Origin of the sequence: Isoptericola halotolerans (genome assembly GCF_003003075.1) — a bacterium.
GTDB lineage: Bacteria > Actinomycetota > Actinomycetes > Actinomycetales > Cellulomonadaceae > Isoptericola > Isoptericola halotolerans_A.
Map to the genome: position 1 here is coordinate 377,677 of NZ_PVTX01000002.1, position 19,631 is coordinate 397,307.

The following is a 19,631-nucleotide window of genomic DNA, read 5'->3' on the forward strand; positions in this document are numbered from 1 at the left end:
CGGTGCGACCCGGCGCGACGAGTGGCACAGTGGTCGCATGGTGCAGACCCCGAAGATCGACTCCGCCAAGGTCAAGGACTCCGCCGCGGAGGTCACGGCCGCGCTCGTCGGCGCGGGCTCCCGTGCCGCGGACAGCGCCAAGGACGCCGCAGGGCAGGCCCGGGACTGGGCCTCCCCGCGTGTGGACTCGTTCGTCGAGTGGCTCCGGCCACGCGTCGAGCAGGCGTGGAGCGAAAGTGTTCAGGCCGCCGCGCCGCGTGTCGAGCAGGCCGCCGGCAGGACCGGCCCGCTCGTCGACAGCGCCCACGACAAGATCGTGGACGAGTACCTGCCCAAGCTCGTCGAGGTGTTCAACGATGCCGCCAAGAAGGCGGCGCTGACGACCGAGGAGGCGGCGAAGGCCGCCAAGAAGGCCGCGAAGGCGGCCGAGAAGTCGGCGCGCAAGGCCCAGCGCAAGTCCCGGCGCCGCAAGACGTTCGTCTGGACGCTGGTCGCGGGCGGTGCCGCCGCCGCCGGGTACGCGTTCTACCGCCGGGCGCAGCCGCAGAACGACCCGTGGGCCGAGCCCTGGGAGCAGTCCACCGCACCCGACTTCGACGGCGTGGCGCGCGACGCGCGGCACGTGGTCGGCGACGCGGCCGAGGCCGTGGGCGAGGCCGCCGGTGCGGCCGTGGCCAAGGGCAAGGAGGCCACGGAGAAGCTCTCGAGCCGGGCCGCCCAGGCCACGGAGGACGCCAAGGAGAAGACGGCTGCCCGGACCTCCAGGGCTCGCAAGTCCGCGGCCGACGCGACCAAGGACGCGGTGGACGACGCCGCGGACGGCGCGAAGAAGGCGACGGACGCCGCCCAGCAGAAGGCCGACGAGGCTGTGGAGGCAGCCGACGAGGCCACCGACCCGAAGAACGACGGCACGAAGTAGACCGCCCGTCCGGAACGCCGAGAGCCCCCGTCCTGACCAGGACGGGGGCTCTCGTGCTGCTGGCGCCGGGTGCCCGAACCGTTTAAGCGGTCGCGCACCACCATCCGCCGGAAAGCGCCTGCCCTACGATCGTGAATCGGCGGTTGGATGGATTCAATCCGATCCGACCTCGTGGCGACGGAGCCCGCTCTCGCCGCTGCGACATGCCAGCCCTCCGGCCGCAACGCCGCGGCCGCGCCCTTTCACGAAGGAGTGAAGCAATGTCCAGGCGAAGAACAACCAGAGCCGTCCTCGTCGCCGCGCTCTCCGGCGTCGCGGTCGCCGCGACGAGCGTCGGCACGCTGACCACCGCCCACGCGGACCCGGTCCGCTACGAGGCCGAGGACGCCCCAACCGTGTGTGCCGGGACGATCGACGCCAACCACGCCGGGCACTCCGGCACCGGCTTCTGCAACTCCGACAACGCCGTCGGAGCCACCCTCGACGTCACGATCGACGCCGGATCCGGCGGCACGGCCACCCTCGGCATCCGGTACGCCAACGGGGGCACGACCGACCGGCCGGCCGACGTCGTCGTCGACGGCGAGACGGTCGGCACCGTCGCGCTGGGCCCGACCGGAGCATGGGACGCCTGGACCACCAGCACCGTCACCGTTCCCGTCACCGGCGGCGCGACCACGATCCGCGTGGCCGCGACCAGCGCCGGCGGGCTCGCCAACATCGACTACGTCGAGGCCGAGGTCACCGCCGCCCCCACACCGTCTCGACACGAGGCGGAGGACGCCCCGGCACTCTGCGAAGGCCTCGTCGAGGCCAACCACGCCGGGCACTCGGGCACCGGCTTCTGCAACACCGACAACGCCGTCGGCGCCGGGGTCGAGTTCTCGGTCGACGCCGCCGCGGCGGGGACGACGACTCTCGACGTCGGCTACGCCCACGCCGGTTCGAGCAGCCGGCCCGGTGAGGTCGTCGTCAACGGGACGTCCGTGCGGACCGCGCAGTTCTCCGCCACCGGCGCATGGACGACCTGGGCGACCGAGCGCGTCACCGTCGAGCTGGACGCGGGCGTCAACACCGTCCGCCTGCAGGCGACCGGCCCGGACGGGTTGGCGAACATCGACTACCTCGACGTCACGCCCGGCGGGTCAGACCAGCCCGGAGGCGACGGCGCCTACGAGGTCGAGGCCCTGACCCGGGGCGTGAGCGTCCGACCGACGAGCGACGGCAACCTGGTGAGCTGGCGCCTGCTCGGCACGGACGACCCGGACGTGGCCTTCAACGTCTACCGGGACGGGCAGCGGCTCAACTCCTCCCCGCTCACCGGCGCCACGAACTACCGCGACACCGGCGGCTCGTCGAGCTCGAGCTATGCGGTCGCCCCGGTGACCGGCGGGTCCGAGGGGGCGCAGGCGGCCACGGAGGCACGGTTCACCGCGGGCGGCTACCTCGACGTGCCGATCGACCGGCCCGGGAGCAACTACACGGCCAACGACGCCAGCGTCGGCGACCTGGACGGTGACGGCGACTACGAGTACGTCGTCAAGTGGTATCCGGACAACGCCAAGGACAACTCCCAGTCCGGGTACACCGACAACACGATCATCGACGCGTACACGCTCGACGGCAGCCGCCTCTGGCGGATCGACCTGGGCCGCAACATCCGCTCTGGCGCCCACTACACCCAGTTCCAGGTCTACGACTACGACGGCGACGGCGACGCCGAGATCGCGATGAAGACCGCCGACGGGACGCGCGACGGCCAGGGGAGCGTCATCGGGAACGCCGGCGCCGACCACCGCAACGCGGGTGGCTACGTCCTGTCGGGGCCCGAGTTCCTGACCATCTTCGACGGCCGTACCGGCGCCGCGGTCGACACCGTCGACTACCAGCCGCCGCGCGGCGACGTCTCGAGCTGGGGCGACAGCTACGGCAACCGGGTCGACCGGTTCCTGGCCGGGACCGCGTACCTGGATGGCACCAGCCCGTCCATGGTCTTCGCGCGCGGCTACTACACCCGCTCAGTCATCTGGGCGGTCGACTTCGACGGGCAGGACCTGACCACCCGGTGGGTCTTCGACTCCGACGACCAGGGTTCGCAGTACCGCGGCCAGGGCGCCCACAGCCTCTCGATCGCGGACCTCGACGGTGACGGTCGCCAGGACGTCGTCTACGGCGCGATGGCGATCGGCTCCGACGGCGACCCGCTGTGGAACTCCCGCATGGGCCACGGCGACGCGCTCCACGTCTCCGACCTCGTGCCCGGCCGGCCCGGGCAGGAGGTCTACATGCCGCACGAGAGCAGCAGCGCCCCGTCCTCCAGCCTCCTCGGCTCGGACGGCACGGTGCTGTTCCAGACCAGCCCGGACGGCGACAACGGCCGTGGCGTGGCCGCGAACGTCACCACCGCCAATCCGGGCGCCGAGTACTGGTCGTCCAACGTGTCCGGCCTGCGCAACGCCTCAGGGGACACCGTCGGGGCCAAGCCGAGCTCGGCGAACTTCCTGGCATGGTGGGACGACGACGGCGAGCGCGAGCTGCTCGACGGCACCCACGTCGACGACTACGACGACGGACGCCTGCTGACCGCCTCCGGGGTGAGCACGAACAACGGCACGAAGTCGAACCCGGCGCTCTCCGGTGACCTCTTCGGTGACTGGCGCGAAGAGGTCGTCTGGCGGACCGACGACTCGTCGGCGCTCCGGATCTACTCCACGCCGTACGAGACGGACCTGCGGATCCCCACTCTCATGCACGATCCGCAGTACCGCGTGGCGATCGCCTGGCAGAACACGGGCTACAACCAGCCGCCGCACCCCAGCTTCCACATCGGCAGCGAGGTGAGCAGCTACCCCTGGCCTGACATCCACACCCCGTAGCAGGAGGCCTGTGACGACGAAAGGCCGCTGACCCGTCGGTCAGCGGCCTTTCTCGGGTGGAGCCAAGGGGACTCGAACCCCTAACCCCCTGCTTGCAAAGCAGGTGCGCTACCAATTGCGCCATGGCCCCGGGGGGGTCAGTCGAGGGAGTCGGTGACCTCGGTCCAGAGGTCGCGGTCGGCGGCGTCTGCCGACAGGCGCCGCCAGACGACGTACCCGGCCAGGGCGGCGAGCAGGATCACGAACAGCTTCTTCATGCTGGACCTCCGCGTCTGCCAGGGAGTGGGGCTAGGAGGACTTGAACCTCCGACCTCTTCCTTATCAGGGAAGCGCTCTAACCGTCTGAGCTATAGCCCCTCCGCACGTGTCCGATGAACGCGTGCAGCACGGAACATTACCGTACCCGGCGCTCCGGTCCCAAACCGCGGGCGGTCGCCGCGGTGTGACGTCCGTCGCGCCGGGTGCGTCCCGCCTCAGTCGTCGGTGAGGGTCAGGTGCACGCCGCCGACCAGCGCCGCGGTGATGTTGTAGAGGATCGCCATGATGGTGGCGATCGCCGTGAACAGCACCATGTTGACCAGCGCGATGAGCGTCGAGAGCGAGATCATGCGCTCGAACTCGACGAACTGCGTGATGTTGATCGTCTGCGGCCCCATCGTCTCGATGAGGAACTCCTGGATCGTCGCGAACGTCCCGAGGGAATTCAGCGAGTACCAGACCACAGCCGTCGCGACGACGATCATGATGCCGATCGCGACGGACAGCAGGAACGCGAGCTTCATGATCGACCAGGGGTCGATCCGCGACACGGACAGGCGGACCCGACGCGGGCTGCCCAGACCCTCGCTCGGGCTGGCCGCCGACTGCAGCGTGGGCTGCGCACCGGTGGCGGCGCCGTACTGCGCGCCCCCGTACTGCGCACCCGCCGGCGACGCCTCAGGCTGCGCCGCACCGTGCACGCCCCCGGCGGAGTAGTGCATCTCCGGCCGTGAGGCGCTCTGCGTCGTCCCCGTCGAGGGCGGCGGCGGGGGAGCGCTCTGCGAGCCCGAGGACGCCGCGTCCGGCGGTTCCGCACCGGTGCTCGAGGACGCCGCCGACTGCACCTTCTTGGCCGCGTTGCGCGCCGCCGCGAGGGCCGCCGCCGCTGCCTTGACGGCACCGTCCTTCACGGCGGAACCGTTCGTGGGCGCCTGCTCCGCCGAGGCTGCTTCCGCCGGCGTGGTGTCCGCCGGCGCGGGCTTCGACGTCGTGCCCGTCGTGGTGCCCGACATCGTGCCCTCCGTCGAGGAGGCCGGCTCGGCCACGCTCACCTCGCCCACGGGCTCACCGGTGGGCTTCGCGTCGGCCTTCGCCGCGGCGGACGTGCTGCCGTTGCTCGGCGCCGGGACGCGGTCCTCGCCCGACGTGGTCGGGGCTGCCGGCACGGGCGACATCTGCTGCGTCGAGTCCACAGCCTCCGCCGTCTTCGTCCCTGCCTGCCCCGCGTTCTTGTCGCTGGCCATCAGATGTTCCCGTCCCCGGTCTCGTCCTGCTCGGGCGCGGTCGCCTCGGCGGCCCCGACCGGGCCGCCGTCAGCGGCCTGCTCCTCCACGCTAACCGACACCTCGTCCTCGCGACGCTCGACGTTCCGGGCGACCGCGATGATCCGGTCCTTCTTGTCCGGCTTGGCGAAGGTGACGCCCTGGGTCGTCCGACCCGTCAGGTTCACCTCGTCCACCCGCGACCGGACGATCTTGCCACGCTCCATGATGACCAGGACCTCGGTGTCCGCGTCCGTGACGAGAGCGCCCACGAGGTCGCCCCGCGCCTCGACGAGGTTCGCCACCTTGATGCCGTAGCCGTTGCGACCCTGGAGGCGGTAGTCGTCGATCCGGGTGCGCTTCGCGAACCCGCCCTCCGTGACCACGAACAGGTCGGTGCCCGGCGTGACGACGTCGGCGTTGAGCAGCTCGTCGTCCTCGCGGAACTTCATGCCGGTCACGCCGGACGTCGCACGTCCCATCGGGCGCAGCGTGTCGTCGTCGGCCGGGAACCGGATCGACTGACCCTTGCGCGAGACGAGGATGAGCTCGTCGTCGGCGTTCACCAGGCGGGCGGCCACGAGCTCGTCCGGGGTGCCGTCGTCGTCCTGGCGCAGGTTGATGGCGATGAGACCACCGCTGCGCGGGGAGTCGTAGTCGCTCAGGCGCGTCTTCTTGACCAGCCCGCGGCGCGTGGCGAGCACGAGGTACTCCGCCGCGTCGTAGTCCCGGACGGCCAGCACCTGGGCGATCTTCTCGTCGGGCTGCATCGCCAGCAGGTTCGCGACGTGCTGGCCCTTCGCGTCCCGCGCCTGCTCGGGCAGCTCGTAGCCCTTGACGCGGTAGACCCGGCCGGCGTCGGTGAAGAACAGCAGCCAGTGGTGGGTCGTGGTCACGAAGAAGTGGTCGACGATGTCGTCCTGGCGCAGCGTGGCGCCCCGGACACCCTTCCCGCCACGGCGCTGGGCACGGTAGGAGTCGGTGCGCGTGCGCTTGGCGTACCCGCCGTGCGTGATCGTGACGACCACGTCCTCCTCGGGGATGAGGTCCTCGATCGACATGTCGCCGTCGTAGGGGAGGATCGTGGTGCGGCGCTCGTCGCCCCACCGCTCGGTGACCTCGTCCAGCTCGGTCGCGACGATCTCCCGCTGACGCGCCGGCTTGGCGAGGATGTCCTCGTACTCGAGGATCTCCGCCTTGAGCTTGGCGTGCTCGTCGAGGATCTGCTGCCGCTCCAGCGCCGCCAGACGGCGGAGCTGCAGCGCGAGGATCGCGTTGGCCTGCGTCTCGTCGATCCCGAGCAGCTCCATGAGCCCGGACCGTGCCTGGTCGGCGTCGGGGGAGCGGCGGATGAGGGCGATGACGGCGTCGAGCGCGTCGAGGGCGCGCAGGTAGCCCTCGTAGATGTGGATCTTGTCCTGCGCCTCGCGCAGCAGGTAGGCGGTGCGGCGGCGCACGACCTCGATCTGGTGCTGCGTCCAGTGCCGCACGAACGCGTCGAGGCTGAGCGTGCGGGGCACCTCGTCGACGAGCGCGAGCATGTTCGCGCTGAAGTTGTCCTGCAGCTGGGTGTGCTTGTACAGGTTGTTCAGCACGACCTTGGCGACGGCGTCGCGCTTGAGGACGATGACCAGGCGCTGACCGGTGCGGCCGGAGGTCTCGTCCCGGATGTCGGCGATGCCGGCGATCTTCCCGTCGTTGACCAGGTCGGCGATCTTGGTGGCCAGGTTGTCCGGGTTGACCATGTAGGGCAGCTCGGTGATCACCAGGCAGATCCGGTTCTGGATCTCCTCGACGTTGACCACGGCGCGCATCGTGATCGACCCACGGCCCGTCCGGTAGGCCTCCTCGATGCCCTTGGTGCCCAGGATCTGCGCGCCCGAGGGGAAGTCCGGCCCCTTGATGCGCTGCATGAGCGCGGCGAGCAGCTCCTCCTTGGAGGCGTCCGGGTTGGCCAGGTGCCACCGGACACCCTCGGCGACCTCCCGCAGGTTGTGCGGCGGGATGTTCGTGGCCATGCCGACGGCGATGCCCGCCGAGCCGTTGACCAGGAGGTTCGGGATGCGGGACGGCAGGACGACGGGCTCCTGCGTCCGGCCGTCGTAGTTGTCCTGGAAGTCGACGGTGTCCTTGTCGATGTCCCGGACCATCTCGAGGGCCAGGGGCGCCATCCGGCACTCGGTGTACCGCGGGGCGGCCGCCGGGTCGTTGCCGGGCGAGCCGAAGTTCCCCTGACCCGCGACCAGCGGGTACCGCAGCACCCAGTCCTGGACGAGGCGGACCAGCGTGTCGTAGATCGCCGTGTCGCCGTGGGGGTGGAACTTGCCCATGACGTCGCCGACGACACGGGAGCACTTGGAGAACGCGCGGTCGGGCCGGTAGCCGCCGTCGTACATCGCGTAGAGCACGCGGCGGTGCACCGGCTTGAGGCCGTCGCGCACGTCGGGCAGCGCCCGGCCGACGATGACGCTCATCGCGTAGTCCAGGTACGACCGCTGCATCTCGAGCTGCAGGTCGACCTGCTCGACGCGGCCGTGCTGGATCGCGGCCAGCGCGACGTCGTCGCCTGCCGGCATCTGCGCGGGTCCGTCGTTCTCGGGGCCGGGTGTCTCGTCCGTCACCGTGTCTCCGTTTCTTCCTGCGCCGCCCGGGCGCGGGTCCTGCCTCAATCAGTCCTGAAGGTTCTGTACAACTGGACGTTCACATCGTGTACGCCCAGCTCCGGTCAGATGTCGAGGAACCGGACGTCCTTGGCGTTGCGCTGGATGAAGCTGCGGCGGGACTCGACGTCCTCGCCCATCAGCACCGAGAAGATCTCGTCCGCCGCGGCAGCGTCATCGATCGTGACCTGCATCAACGTGCGGTGCTCCGGGTCCATCGTGGTGTCCCATAGCTCGGTGTAGTCCATCTCGCCGAGACCCTTGTAGCGCTGGATGCCGTTCTCCTTGGGGATCCGCTTGCCCGCGGCGATGCCCTGCTGGAGGAACGCGTCACGCTCCCGGTCGGAGTACACGTAGTCGTGCGGGGCGTTCGTCCACTTGAGCCTGTACAGCGGCGGCTGCGCGAGGTACACGTGCCCCTGCTCGATGAGCGGGCGCATGTAGCGGAACAGCAGCGTCAGCAGGAGCGTGCAGATGTGCTGGCCGTCGACGTCGGCGTCGGCCATGAGCACGATCTTGTGGTACCGCAGCTTGACGATGTCGAAGTCCTCGCCGATGCCGGTGCCGAACGCGGTGATCAGCGCCTGGACCTCGGCGTTGGACAGCGCCTTGTCGAGCCGGGCGCGCTCCACGTTGAGGATCTTGCCGCGCAGCGGCAGGATCGCCTGGTGGTGCGGGTCGCGGCCGCGCACCGCGGAACCACCCGCGGAGTCGCCCTCGACGATGTAGATCTCGCACTCCTCGGGGCGGTTCGACTGGCAGTCCTTCAGCTTGCCGGGCATCCCGCCCGAGCTGAGGATCCCCTTGCGCCGTGTCGCCTCGCGCGCCTTGCGGGCCGCGATCCGCGCCTGCGACGCCGAGATCGCCTTGCGGATGATGTCCCGCGCCTCGTTCGGGTGGGCGTCGAACCAGTCGACCAGCTTCTCGCGCACGACGCGCTGCACGAACGTCTTGGCCTCGGTGTTGCCCAGCTTGGTCTTCGTCTGGCCCTCGAACTGCGGCTCGCCCAGCTTGACGCTCAGCACCGCGGTGAGCCCCTCGCGGATGTCGTCACCCGTGAGGTTCTCGTCCTTCTCCTTGAGGATCGCCTTGTCCCGCGCGTAGGAGTTCACCAGACCCGTCAGCGCTGCGCGGAAGCCCTCCTCGTGGGTGCCGCCCTCCGTCGTCGAGATCGTGTTGGCGAACGTGTGGACCGACTCGCTGTACGCGCTGGTCCACTGCAGGGCGATCTCGAGCGAGATCTGCGCCGAGGTGTCCTCCGACTCGATGTCGATGATCTCCGGGTGGATGATCTCCGACCGCTTCGCCGCGTTGATGTGCTTCACGTAGTCGATGAGGCCGTGGTCGTACTTGTACGTGACCGTCCGGACCGCGCCGCCGTCCGACTCGGCGTCGTGCACCTCGTCGTCCGGGGACTCGACCGTGTCCACGGCGGGGGCGTCCGCACCCTCGATCCCGGCGGCCTCGCCGTCGGTCGGCACGCCGGTGATCTCGTCGGGGCCGGAGACGTGCTCGGTGCGCTCGTCCGTGAGCGTGATGCGCAGGCCCTTGTTGAGGAACGCGTACTGCTGGAAGCGGGACCGGAGCGTCTCGAAGTCGTAGTCCGTCGTCTCGAAGATGGTGCCGTCGGCCCAGAACGTCTGCGTCGTGCCCGTCTCGTCCGTCGCCTCGAGCTGCTGCAGCTCACCGACCGGGGCGCCGCCGTCGGCGAACTCCTGGCGCCAGGCGTGACCGTCACGGCGCACCTCGGTGACGACCCGCGACGAGAGGGCGTTGACGACCGAGATGCCCACGCCGTGCAGACCGCCGGAGACGGCGTACCCGCCGCCCCCGAACTTGCCGCCCGCGTGCAGGATCGTCATGACGACCTCGACCGTCGGCCGGCCCTCCGTGGGGTGCATCGCCACCGGGATGCCGCGGCCGTTGTCCACGACGCGCACCCCGCCGTCCGCCAGCAGCGTGACGTCGATGGTGTCGGCATGGCCGGCGAGAGCCTCGTCGACCGAGTTGTCCACAACCTCATACACGAGGTGATGGAGACCTCGCGCGCCGGTGGACCCGATGTACATGCCGGGTCGCTTACGGACTGCCTCGAGGCCCTCGAGGACGGTGATGTTCCCGGCGTCGTAGCTGCTGTCGGATCGCTGAGCCACAGGCTGTAGCACTCCTCGTCGTCCAGGCACGCGACGGGGTGTCCCGGACCGAGGGGTCCGGGCCGCAGCACAGGGACAGGCACGGGTGTGCCGGCTGCGGGTCGGTGCCGTGCGCCGCCGGGGGACCATCGAGGCCCGAGCAGTCGTCGACCGGCCCAGCGGGGCCGGTCGCACGCTTCTCCACGGACCCGGATCGACACCCGGGGACACCCGCCAAGTCTACCGGAGATCCGCAGGAAATCGCGGCGATCGGGCTCTTGAGCGTGTGCGCTGCCACACGTTGTCCACAGGTTTCTCCACATCGGCCGCAGCGTCGCTCAGCCGAAGGTGTCACCCGGTCCCGGGCCCCGCACCGACCGGCGTCCACGGCGGAAGCTCGGGCCTGCCGGACCGAGCACCGTGACCTTCTCCACGACGCCCTCGCCGACCTCCTCGTCGAGGCGTCGCATCAGCGTGGGCACGAGCAGCCGGACCTGCGTGGCCCACGCCGTCGAGTCCGCCCGCACCACGAGCACCTTGTCCTCGAAGGTCTCCGGCGTGCAGTGGTCCGCGACCTGGTCACCGACCACCTCGCGCCACCGGCCGATCACCCCGCCGACCGACACCTCCTCGTGCCAGCCCTTGTCCCGCAGGAGGCGCGCCACCACGTCCGACACGAGGCGCGGGTCGCGGGCGTTCGGGCCCTTGCCCGGTTCCTTGCGCGGCTCGGCCAGCGCCGAACGCCGCGACGGCGACCCCGGCCGCAGACCTTTGGCGCGAGCCGCCGCCTTCGCACGGTTCAGCGCCTCGCGGGCCACCTCGGAGCGTGGCGTCAGCTCCGTGCGTTCGACGACGGGACGCGGGTCGCGCTCCGTACGCCCCTCCGGCGGGTCGAGCGCGTCCGGGGAGCCGGCGTCGGCCCCCTGGTCAGACACGACGCACCTGCCCCGACGTGACCTCGAAGCGGGCGCCCAGGAGCGCCTCCGGGACGTCCTGCGGCACCGCGGCCGTCACCAGCACCTGACGGGCCTGCACCACGAGCTCGGCCAACCGCTCGCGACGGCGGACGTCGAGCTCGGCGAACACGTCGTCGAGGATGAGCACGGGATCCGCGTCCGAGCCGTGGTCCGGGTCCCAGAAGACGCCGTCGGTCTCGATGGGCTCCGAGCCGCCGCCCAGCAAGCGGAAGGCCGCGAGACGCAGCGCCAGGGCGAACGACCACGACTCCCCGTGGCTCGCATACCCCTTCGCGGGGAGGTCGCCCAGGGAGAGCACCAGGTCGTCCCGGTGGGGCCCGACGAGACTCTGCCCGCGATCGATCTCCTGGGAGCGCTGCTCCTCGATGGCGGCGGCCAGGAGCTTCTCGAGCGCCTCCGGCGCCTCGTGCGGGAGCGGACCGTCCGGGCCGGGATCCGGCAGCACCGCCGAGCGGTACCGCACCTGCGCCTCGCTGTCCGCGTCGCTCACCTGCTCGTACGCGGTGGCCACGAGCGGCTGCAGGGCACGGACCAGCGCCGTGCGCCAGGCCAGGACCTGTCCACCGAGCTGGGCCGCCCGGGCGTCCCACACCTCCAGCGCCGACAGGTCCGGGTCGCGCCCAGCCGCCCGGTGGCCCCGCAGCGACTTCAGCAGCGCCGAGCGTTGGCGGACGACCCGCTCATAGTCCGACAGCACGCCGGCGGCGCGGGGGAGGAGCTGCACGACGAGCTGGTCCAGGAAGCGGCGTCGGCCGTCCGGCTCGCCCTTGACGAGCCCCAGGTCCTCCGGGGCGAACAGGACGGTACGCAGGATGCCGAGGACGTCGCGGGCCCGGCCGAGCTGCCCGCGGTTGACGCGGGCCCGGTTCGCCTTGCCCGCGGTGATCTCCAGCTCGACGGTCGACGCGCGCTCGCCGCGCACGACCCGGGTCCGGACCACGGCTCGCTGGGCCCCGGCGCGGATGAGCGGGGTGTCGTTCGCGACCCGGTGGCTGCCGAGCGTCGCGACGTACCCCAGCGCCTCGACGAGGTTCGTCTTGCCGCGCCCGTTGCGCCCGACGAAGGCGTTGGGGCCCGGCTCGAGCTCGACGTCGGCGGACTCGTAGGAGCGGAAGTCGAGCAGCGACAGGTGCGAGACGTACATGACCCCAGTGTCGCGCGGCCTACTCGGCCGACGGCTTCGTGGCGTGGCCGCCGAACTGCTGACGCAGCGCCGCCACGGCCTTCATGGCGGGCGAGTCGTCCTGCCGCGAGGCGAACCGGGAGAACAGCGCCGCGGAGATGACCGGCAGCGGCACAGCGTTGTCGATCGCCTCGTCCACGGTCCACCGGCCCTCGCCGGAGTCGGCGACCCAGTCGTCGATCGCGGCGAGCTGCGGGTCCTCCTCGAGGGCCTTGACCATGAGGTCCAGGAGCCAGGAGCGCACCACCGTGCCACGCTTCCACGCACGCATCGTGCCGTGCACGTCCGTGACCACGTCCTTCTTCGCCGACAGCAGCTCGTAGCCCTCGGCGTACGCCTGCATCAGGCCGTACTCGATGCCGTTGTGCACCATCTTGGCGAAGTGCCCGGCACCGACGTTGCCCGCGTGCACGAAGCCCTCTTCGCGGGGACCCTCCGGCCGCAGCGCGTCGAAGACCGGCATGAGGTGCGCGACCTGGTCGTCGTCACCACCGCACATCAGGCCGTAGCCGTTCTCCAGCCCCCAGATGCCGCCGGAGACACCGACGTCGACGTACCCGACACCGCGCTCGGCGAGCTCGGCCGCGCGTGCCTGGTCCTCCGGGTAGTGGGAGTTGCCGCCCTCGACGACGATGTCGCCGTCGCCCAGCAGGGTCCCGAGCTCCTGGACGACGCCCCGGGTCGGGTCGCCGGCCGGGACCATCACCCACACCACGCGCCGAGGTCCGGGGAGGGCGTCGACCAGCGCGGCGAGCGACTCGACGTCGGACACCTCGGGTCGCGGGTCGTACCCGGTGACCTCGATGCCCGCGCGGCGCAGGCGCTCGCGCATGTTGTTGCCCATCTTGCCCAGACCGACCAGACCCATGTGGGTGACCATGTGGAGAACCTCTCAGGACGAGAAACGGATGGGGACCAGCAGGTAGCGGTAGGCGGACGAGTCCTCGCCGTCCAGGGACTCCTGGCCGGTGAACTCCACCGGCTTGTTGGGGTGCGTGAACGACATCCGCACGAAGTCCGTGCCCAGCGCGCCCAGACCGTCCAGCAGGAACTGCGGGTTGAAGGCCACCTGGATGTCCTCGCCGACGAGCACCGCCTCCAGGGCTTCCGACGCCTGGGCGTCGTCCCCCTGGCCGGCGTCGAGCACGACCTGGCCCTCGGAGAACGCCAGGCGGATCGGCGTGTTGCGCTCGGCCACGAGGGAGACCCGCTTGGCGGCGTCGATGAGGGCCTGGGTGGGCACGACGGCGTGGATGGGCGTCGCGTCCGGGAACAGCCGGCGCACGGCCGGGTAGTCGCCGTCGACCAGCTGGGAGGTGGTGTGCCGACCGCCGGCCTCGAAACCGATCAGATCGATGCCCTCGCCGGTGGACAGCCCGATGTTCACCGGTCCGCCACCGGCGCCGAGCGACTTCGCGACGTCGTTGAGCGTCCGTGCGCGGACCAGCGCGACGGCGGAGTACCCGGGAGTCGCGGGGGTCCACGTCAGCTCGCGCAGCGCCAGGCGGTAGCGGTCGGTGGCGAGGAGCGTGATCCGCTCGCCCTCGATCTCCATCCGCACACCGGTGAGCAGCGGGAGCGTGTCGTCGCGGCTCGCGGCCACGCTCACCTGGGCGACGGCGTGGGTGAGGGCGTCACCGGGAACGGTTCCGGTGAGCTCGGGCATCGCCGGCAGCGCCGGATAGTCCTCGACCGGCATGGTGAGCAGGGTGAAGCGGGAGGCACCGCAGGTCAGCGCGACCTTGTTGCCCTCGACCGTGACGTCCACCGGCTTGCTCGGCAGGGCGCGGGAGATCTCGGCGAGGAGGCGGCCGGAGACGAGCACCGTGCCGGACTCCGACACCTCGGCGGGGATCTCGGAGCGCGCCGAGACCTCGTAGTCGAAGCTCGCCAGGCCGATCGACCCCGCGGTGCTGGCCTCGAGCCGGACACCGGCCAGGACGGGAGCCGGCGGTCGTGTGGGGAGCGTACGAGCCGTCCATGTCACGGCCTCGGCCAGGACGTCACGTTCAACCCGGAACTTCATCCCACTCCTCAGTGTGCTCGTGCGGTGCGACGACGTGCCTGTCAGCAGCGCCGTCGTCCGTGCAAACCCTACCGTGCCGGAGCCCTCGAGGAAGGGCGCCCTGCGACCGCCGTCCGGGGCTTCGAAGGCGTGTGGATCTCTCCTGGGAAAAACACGTTCATCGTCGTCGTAGGGGTTGTGGATCATGGGGAAAACCGGTGTCTTCGCAGTTCAGGAGGCACGGAACCCTGTGGAGGCGGCTGTGCGCGAGCCTGTGGGCAACTCGGTGCCCCTGTGGGCGACGGTTTCTGTACCCACAGGCGTCCACCGATGGGGGTGCCTTCGTCCACCGGTTCTCGCGCGTGTTCCACAGGCGTCCACAGATTTGTCCACAGGTGTGAACGGGTGCCTGACCGGAATCGGCGGAGTTGTCCACCGTGCGGGTCCACAGGATGGGGACAGCCCGCCCGAAATGGCACGATCTCGGGCGGGCTGCTGTGGGAAACCCTGTGAACACGCGGTTGTCCACAGGGTTGTGGAATTGTGGATCAGCCGCGGTGCTGCTGCTTGATCCGGCTCGTGAGCTCCGTGACCTGGTTGTACGTCGACCGGCGCTCGGCCATCTGACCGGCGATCTTCTTGTTCGCGTGCATGACGGTGGTGTGGTCGCGGCCACCGAACTGCTGGCCGATCTTGGGCAGGGAGAGGTCCGTCAGCTCACGGCACAGGTACATCGCGATCTGGCGTGCCGTCACCAGGACGCGCGACCGGGACGTCCCGCAGAGGTCGTCGATCGTGAGACCGAAGTAGGCGGCCGTCTGGGCGATGACCATCGCCGGGGTGATCTCCGTGGCCTGGTCGTCGTCGGTGATGAGGTCCTTGAGGACGATCTCGGTGAGGGCCAGGTCCACCTGCTGCTTGTTCAGGTTCGCGAACGCCGTGACCCGGATCAGCGCGCCCTCGAGCTCGCGGATGTTCGTCGAGATGCGGGAACCGATGTAGCTCAGCACCTCGGCCGGCACGTCGAGACGCTCGCTCGCCGCCTTCTTGCGCAGGATCGCGATGCGGGTCTCGAGGTCGGGCGGCTGGACGTCGGTGATCAGGCCCCACTCGAACCGGGAGCGCAGCCGGTCCTCGAACCCGTCGAGCTGCTTGGGCGGCACGTCGGAGGTGATGACGACCTGCTTGTCCGCGTTGTGCAGCGCGTTGAAGGTGTGGAAGAACTCCTCCATCGTCTGTTCCTTGCCCTGCAGGAACTGGATGTCGTCGATGAGCAGGACGTCGACGTCGCGGTAGCGGCGCTGGAACGCGCCGGTGCGCCCCTCGCCGATGCTGTTGATGAAGTCGTTGGTGAACTCCTCCGAGTTCACGTACCGCACGCGCACGTGCGGGTACAGGTTGTGCGCGTAGTGGCCGATGGCGTGCAGCAGGTGCGTCTTGCCCAGCCCGGAGTCGCCGTAGATGAAGAGGGGGTTGTACGCCTTGGCCGGCGCCTCGGCGACCGCGACGGCCGCCGCGTGCGCGAACCGGTTGGACGAACCGATGACGAACGTCTCGAAGATGTACTTGGGGTTCAGCCGGGTGGGCTCCGCGGCCTCCTTGCGCGCCGGCGGCGCGGAGCGGTGGACCGCGGTCCGTTCCGGGGCGGAGATCTCGGGCTCCGGTTCTTCCGAGGGAGGGCTGTAGTCCTGCGTCGGGCCGGCGAGTGCCTCGTGGCTGAGCTCCGGGTCGACCGTGATCCCGAACCGGATGTCCCGCCCGAGCGCGGAGGACATAGCCGAGACCAGCTGGTCGCGCACGCTCGTCTCGAGATAGTTGCGCGTCTGCTCGTGCGGCACGGCGATGAAGACCGTGTCCTCCAGGATCGCCATCGGCTTCGCCAGCTTGATGAAGGCGAGCTGCCGCTGGGTCATGTCCGACCGCGCCTCGAGGGTCGCCAGGGTCTGTGACCAGACCTCGGTGATGTCGGCGTCGGGCTGGGGCACGGGGGTTCCTCCGGGCGGTCGGTAACAGTGTCCACATAGTTTTCCACACCCTGTGGAACCTGTGGACATCGGTGTGGACGACGGCGGCGCGAGACCGGTCGTGTCGTCGGCGTCACGCCGGGCGCAGTTGACCTGAGGGCCCGCGACGGCGTAACGTCGGACAGCCGTTCCAGGTACTTTCGCGCGCCCTCCTTCGGGCGTGCGGCCTCGGGTCGGCCCGGTCGACACACTGCCCGTGCGGACGCCGACCAGCAACCTGACCGACATCGTCGAGGACCTGACGGTGTGCCTCCCCGACGTTTCTTGGAGTACCTCGTGAGCAAGCGGACCTTCCAGCCGAACAACCGCCGTCGTGCGAAGACCCACGGTTTCCGGCTGCGCATGCGCACCCGCGCCGGCCGCGCCATCCTGGCGAACCGCCGTCGCAAGGGCCGCACCGAACTCGCTGCCTGAGCCGTGCTCCCTGCGGCGCGACGCATGCGCCGCTCCTTCGACTTCGAACGAGCGGTGCGCGGTGGCGCGCGCGCAGGGCGCTCGACCGTCGTCGTCCACCTGACCCGCGCCCCGGGGCAGGTGGACGGCCCTTTGGTGGGCCTGGTGGTCTCCAAGGCGGTCGGCAACGCCGTGCACCGCAACCTCGTCAAGCGACGCCTCCGCGGCGTCGCGGCCGCGCACCTGGACGACCTGCCGGACGACGCGCTCATGGTGCTGCGGGCGCTGCCGGCGTCCGCCGAGGCGGACTACGCGCGCCTGGACCGGGACGTCTCCCGCGGGATGCACAAGGCGCTCGCCCGGGTCGCGGGGCCGGGCTGATGACCGGTTCCGTGCTCGGGCGCAGCCGGGAGCTCGCGCGCGCCGTCCCCACGGCCGTGCTGGTCGGCGCGATCCGTGTGTACCAGGCCGTCGTGTCACCGATGACCGGGCCGACCTGCAAGTACTACCCGTCCTGCTCGCAGTACGCGCTCGTCGCAGTCCGCACGCACGGGCCGCTGCGGGGGACCGGACTCGCCCTCTGGCGGATCCTGCGGTGCAACCCGTGGAGCCTCGGCGGCGTCGACGACGTGCCGCCGGCTCGTCAGCACGAGCACCGCGGCGCCGACACGCACTGACCTCCCGGGATCGCGCCACCCGGGCTCAGCTTTCCGACAGAGGAGACAAATGGGCTTCTTCGATACCATCCTGTTCCCGATCCAGTGGGTCGTGGCCTGGATCATGTACGGGTCCCACCAGGTATTCACCACCCTCGGCTTCCAGGACGGCCCGGGGTTCGCCTGGGTGCTGTCGATCGTCGCCCTCGTGATCGTCATCCGCATCCTCCTGATCCCGCTGTTCTTCAAGCAGATCAAGGCGTCGCGCGGGATGCAGATGATGCAGCCGGAGCTCCAGGCGATCCAGAAGAAGTACAAGAACAAGAAGGACCCGTCGTCCCGCGAAGCCATGGGCCGCGAGACCATGGAGCTGTATCGCAAGCACGGCACCAACCCGATGGCGTCGTGCATGCCGATCCTGCTGCAGTCGCCGATCTTCTTCGCACTGTTCCGTGTGCTCTACAACCTGCCTCCGATCGCGGCGGGCACGCTCGACCCGATCGGCCCCATCGACGCGTCGGTGGCCGCGGACATCGAGGAGTCGTCGCTCTTCGGTGCTCAGCTGTCGGACATCTTCCTGCAGACGGACGACTGGGGCGCTCGGATCACGATCCTCGTCCTCATCCTCGCGATGAGCGCCACGACGTTCTTCACCCAGCGTCAGCTGACGATGAAGAACATGCCGAAGGCCGCCCTTGAGGGCCCGATGGCGAACACGCAGAAGATGATGCTGTACGCGCTGCCGGTCATCTTCCTGATCTCGGGCGTGAACTTCCCGGTGGGTGTGCTGATCTACTGGACCACGACGAACCTGTGGTCCATGGGGCAGCAGTTCTACACGATCAAGCGGATGCCGGCGCCGGGCTCCGAGGCAGAGCGTCAGCTCAAGGAGAAGCAGGCCGCGAAGGCTGCCAAGAAGGGCATCGTGGCCGAGGAGCCGACGGAGATCGAGCCGCCGAAGCCGGTGGGGCAGCGTGAGCAGCCCATGCGCAAGAACCGCAAGAAGAAGAAGAGATGAGGTCAGCCATGACGAGCGACGCGACGCCGGAGAACGGCAAGACGCTGGTGGCACGTCTCGAGGAGGAGGGCGAGGTCGCTGCCGACTACCTCGAGGAGCTCCTCGACATCGCCGACCTGGACGGCGACATCGACCTCGACATCCGCCACGAGCGTGCGGCGGTCGAGATCGTCTCCGAGGAATCCCCGCGCTCGCTCGACTCCCTGGTCGGGCGGAACGGCGAGGTGCTCGAGGCGCTCCAAGACCTCACCCGCCTCGCCGTCCAGGCGCGGACGGGGGAGCGGAGCAGGCTGATGCTGGACGTCGGCGGGTTCCGTGCGGCACGGCGCGCTGAGCTCGAGGCGCTGGCCGCGGACGCGATCGCACGTGTGCAGGAGTCCGGCGCGACGGTGTCGCTGGACCCGATGAACGCGTTCGAGCGCAAGGTCGTGCACGACGAGGTGGCGGGTGCGGGACTCGTGAGCGACTCGGCCGGCACCGAACCGCAGCGGTACGTGGTGATCCACCCGGCGGAGCCCGCCACGGCATGACGACGAACGACGGGGCCCGCTGTTTCACGTGAAACAGCGGGCCCCGTCGCGTCTGGACGACTCAGGTCAAGTGACAGGATGGTGCGCATGGTGGACACGGACGAGGTCATGGGGACGAGCGCGGCGGTACGCGACTACTTCGGCGAGCACTACGACGCGGTCTCCCGCTTCCATGCTCGACTGCGGGACGAGGGGGAGGTCCGGGGACTGATCGGTCCGCGTGAGGTGGACCGGCTCTGGGAGCGGCACATCCTCAACTCGGCAGCGGTCGTCCCGTTCCTCGCCTCGGCTGGATCGGTCGCTGACATCGGATCCGGAGCCGGGCTGCCGGGGATCGTCATCGCGATCCTGCGACCCGACGCCCAGGTGCATCTCATCGAGCCCATGGAGCGCCGCACGACCTGGCTCGAGGAGGTCGTCGCAGATCTAGGACTGGCGAACGTGGAGGTGAAGCGGGGCCGCGCAGAGGAGTACGACGGCGCGCTGGAGGTCGATGCTGTGACGTCGCGCGCGGTGGCTGCACTGTCGAAGCTGGCGCGGATCAGCCTCCCGCTCGTGAGGTCCGGGGGCGAGCTGGTGATCCTCAAGGGGCGGAACGTGGAGCAGGAGATCGAGCCGGCGCGCAAGATCCTCCGCAAGCTCACGGTCGGCGAACCGGAGATCCTGGAGGGACGGACCATCGACGGCGTGGAGTCGACCACGGTGCTCAGGGTGCGGCGGAAGTAGACCGACACCCGG

The 19,631-nt window shown here is 70.1% G+C and carries 17 protein-coding genes and 2 tRNA genes; 8 read left to right on the plus strand and 11 right to left on the minus strand.

All coding sequences use genetic code 11. The features are described from left to right. The first annotated feature begins 37 nt into the window (after positions 1 to 37). Positions 38 to 919 (plus strand): hypothetical protein, encoded by an 882-nt coding sequence (locus BCL65_RS05000; protein ID WP_106265768.1) that lies wholly within the window; start codon positions 38 to 40, stop codon positions 917 to 919. 260 nt (positions 920 to 1,179) lie between these two features. Next, positions 1,180 to 3,795 carry a rhamnogalacturonan lyase family protein gene (locus BCL65_RS05005; RefSeq protein ID WP_125206453.1) on the plus strand — a complete coding sequence of 872 codons (2,616 nt, stop codon included), beginning with the start codon at positions 1,180 to 1,182 and terminating at the stop codon, positions 3,793 to 3,795. 57 nt (positions 3,796 to 3,852) lie between these two features. On the opposite strand, the gene BCL65_RS05010 is transcribed toward BCL65_RS05005, so the two are convergent. The 11 genes from BCL65_RS05010 to dnaA all read right to left on the minus strand — a co-directional run bounded on the left by BCL65_RS05010 (position 3,853) and on the right by dnaA (position 16,257). Beyond that, positions 3,853 to 3,925, minus strand: a tRNA-Ala gene (locus BCL65_RS05010). A 7-nt stretch (positions 3,926 to 3,932) separates the two neighbouring features. Beyond that, on the minus strand, positions 3,933 to 4,052 hold the full coding sequence (locus tag BCL65_RS18100; RefSeq protein ID WP_219885641.1) for a DLW-39 family protein: 120 nt from the start codon (positions 4,050 to 4,052) through the stop codon (positions 3,933 to 3,935). 26 nt (positions 4,053 to 4,078) lie between these two features. Continuing rightward, a tRNA-Ile gene (locus tag BCL65_RS05015) sits at positions 4,079 to 4,152 on the minus strand. A 116-nt stretch (positions 4,153 to 4,268) separates the two neighbouring features. After that, positions 4,269 to 5,297 (minus strand): DUF3566 domain-containing protein, encoded by a 1,029-nt coding sequence (locus BCL65_RS17945; protein WP_243400756.1) that lies wholly within the window; start codon positions 5,295 to 5,297, stop codon positions 4,269 to 4,271. Then, positions 5,297 to 7,891: a DNA gyrase subunit A gene (gyrA, locus tag BCL65_RS05025; RefSeq protein ID WP_106265959.1), complete on the minus strand. Its 2,595-nt coding sequence runs from the start codon at positions 7,889 to 7,891 to the stop codon at positions 5,297 to 5,299. The genes BCL65_RS17945 and gyrA overlap by 1 nt, the downstream gene beginning before the upstream one ends. Positions 7,892 to 8,040: 149 nt before the next feature. Further along, a complete protein-coding gene (gene gyrB, locus BCL65_RS05030; RefSeq protein ID WP_106265772.1) occupies positions 8,041 to 10,257 on the minus strand; it encodes a DNA topoisomerase (ATP-hydrolyzing) subunit B in 2,217 nt (738 codons plus the stop codon). Between the two features lie 188 nt (positions 10,258 to 10,445). Beyond that, the gene (locus BCL65_RS05035; RefSeq protein WP_106265961.1) at positions 10,446 to 10,943 is read right to left on the minus strand and encodes a DUF721 domain-containing protein; all 498 of its coding nucleotides are present in this window, start codon (positions 10,941 to 10,943) and stop codon (positions 10,446 to 10,448) included. A gap of 91 nt (positions 10,944 to 11,034) precedes the next feature. Then, positions 11,035 to 12,228, minus strand: coding sequence for a DNA replication/repair protein RecF (gene recF, locus BCL65_RS05040; RefSeq protein WP_106265774.1), 1,194 nt, complete (start codon positions 12,226 to 12,228; stop codon positions 11,035 to 11,037). Between the two features lie 19 nt (positions 12,229 to 12,247). Next, complete coding sequence (gene gnd, locus BCL65_RS05045) at positions 12,248 to 13,147, minus strand: phosphogluconate dehydrogenase (NAD(+)-dependent, decarboxylating) (RefSeq protein WP_106265776.1); 900 nt, start codon at positions 13,145 to 13,147, stop codon at positions 12,248 to 12,250. 12 nt (positions 13,148 to 13,159) lie between these two features. Next, the gene (gene dnaN, locus BCL65_RS05050) at positions 13,160 to 14,293 is read right to left on the minus strand and encodes a DNA polymerase III subunit beta (protein ID WP_106265778.1); all 1,134 of its coding nucleotides are present in this window, start codon (positions 14,291 to 14,293) and stop codon (positions 13,160 to 13,162) included. Between the two features lie 527 nt (positions 14,294 to 14,820). Further along, on the minus strand, positions 14,821 to 16,257 hold the full coding sequence (gene dnaA, locus BCL65_RS05055; protein ID WP_106265780.1) for a chromosomal replication initiator protein DnaA: 1,437 nt from the start codon (positions 16,255 to 16,257) through the stop codon (positions 14,821 to 14,823). Between the two features lie 315 nt (positions 16,258 to 16,572). Between dnaA and rpmH the strand changes: the two genes are divergently transcribed. The 6 genes from rpmH (at position 16,573) to rsmG (ending at position 19,619) form a co-directional block, all read left to right on the plus strand. Further along, positions 16,573 to 16,710 carry a 50S ribosomal protein L34 gene (gene rpmH, locus BCL65_RS05060; RefSeq protein WP_106265963.1) on the plus strand — a complete coding sequence of 46 codons (138 nt, stop codon included), beginning with the start codon at positions 16,573 to 16,575 and terminating at the stop codon, positions 16,708 to 16,710. A gap of 3 nt (positions 16,711 to 16,713) precedes the next feature. Continuing rightward, complete coding sequence (rnpA, locus tag BCL65_RS05065) at positions 16,714 to 17,070, plus strand: ribonuclease P protein component (protein WP_106265781.1); 357 nt, start codon at positions 16,714 to 16,716, stop codon at positions 17,068 to 17,070. After that, positions 17,070 to 17,366: a membrane protein insertion efficiency factor YidD gene (gene yidD / locus BCL65_RS05070; protein WP_106265783.1), complete on the plus strand. Its 297-nt coding sequence runs from the start codon at positions 17,070 to 17,072 to the stop codon at positions 17,364 to 17,366. Before rnpA ends, yidD begins: the two co-directional genes overlap by 1 nt. Positions 17,367 to 17,415: 49 nt before the next feature. Beyond that, entirely contained in the window at positions 17,416 to 18,363 is a 948-nt protein-coding gene (gene yidC, locus BCL65_RS05075) for a membrane protein insertase YidC (RefSeq protein WP_106265785.1), read from the plus strand. Then, the gene (locus BCL65_RS05080) at positions 18,360 to 18,893 is read left to right on the plus strand and encodes a Jag family protein (RefSeq protein ID WP_106265787.1); all 534 of its coding nucleotides are present in this window, start codon (positions 18,360 to 18,362) and stop codon (positions 18,891 to 18,893) included. Before yidC ends, BCL65_RS05080 begins: the two co-directional genes overlap by 4 nt. An 87-nt stretch (positions 18,894 to 18,980) precedes the next feature. After that, positions 18,981 to 19,619, plus strand: a complete 639-nt coding sequence (gene rsmG / locus BCL65_RS05085) for a 16S rRNA (guanine(527)-N(7))-methyltransferase RsmG (protein ID WP_106265789.1) — start codon at positions 18,981 to 18,983, stop codon at positions 19,617 to 19,619. The last annotated feature ends 12 nt before the right edge of the window (positions 19,620 to 19,631 follow it).

Coding starts and splice junctions, on each gene's coding strand:
- BCL65_RS05000 (WP_106265768.1), top strand. CDS start 38: ATGGTGCAGACCCCGAAGATCGACTCCGCCAAGGTCAAGGACTCCGCC.
- BCL65_RS05005 (WP_125206453.1), top strand. CDS start 1,180: ATGTCCAGGCGAAGAACAACCAGAGCCGTCCTCGTCGCCGCGCTCTCC.
- BCL65_RS18100 (WP_219885641.1), bottom strand. CDS start 4,052: ATGAAGAAGCTGTTCGTGATCCTGCTCGCCGCCCTGGCCGGGTACGTC.
- BCL65_RS17945 (WP_243400756.1), bottom strand. CDS start 5,297: ATGGCCAGCGACAAGAACGCGGGGCAGGCAGGGACGAAGACGGCGGAG.
- gyrA (WP_106265959.1), bottom strand. CDS start 7,891: ATGCCGGCAGGCGACGACGTCGCGCTGGCCGCGATCCAGCACGGCCGC.
- gyrB (WP_106265772.1), bottom strand. CDS start 10,257: ATGGTCCCCCGGCGGCGCACGGCACCGACCCGCAGCCGGCACACCCGT.
- recF (WP_106265774.1), bottom strand. CDS start 12,228: ATGTACGTCTCGCACCTGTCGCTGCTCGACTTCCGCTCCTACGAGTCC.
- gnd (WP_106265776.1), bottom strand. CDS start 13,147: ATGGTCACCCACATGGGTCTGGTCGGTCTGGGCAAGATGGGCAACAAC.
- dnaN (WP_106265778.1), bottom strand. CDS start 14,293: ATGAAGTTCCGGGTTGAACGTGACGTCCTGGCCGAGGCCGTGACATGG.
- yidD (WP_106265783.1), top strand. CDS start 17,070: ATGACCGGTTCCGTGCTCGGGCGCAGCCGGGAGCTCGCGCGCGCCGTC.
- yidC (WP_106265785.1), top strand. CDS start 17,416: ATGGGCTTCTTCGATACCATCCTGTTCCCGATCCAGTGGGTCGTGGCC.
- BCL65_RS05080 (WP_106265787.1), top strand. CDS start 18,360: ATGAGGTCAGCCATGACGAGCGACGCGACGCCGGAGAACGGCAAGACG.
- rsmG (WP_106265789.1), top strand. CDS start 18,981: ATGGTGGACACGGACGAGGTCATGGGGACGAGCGCGGCGGTACGCGAC.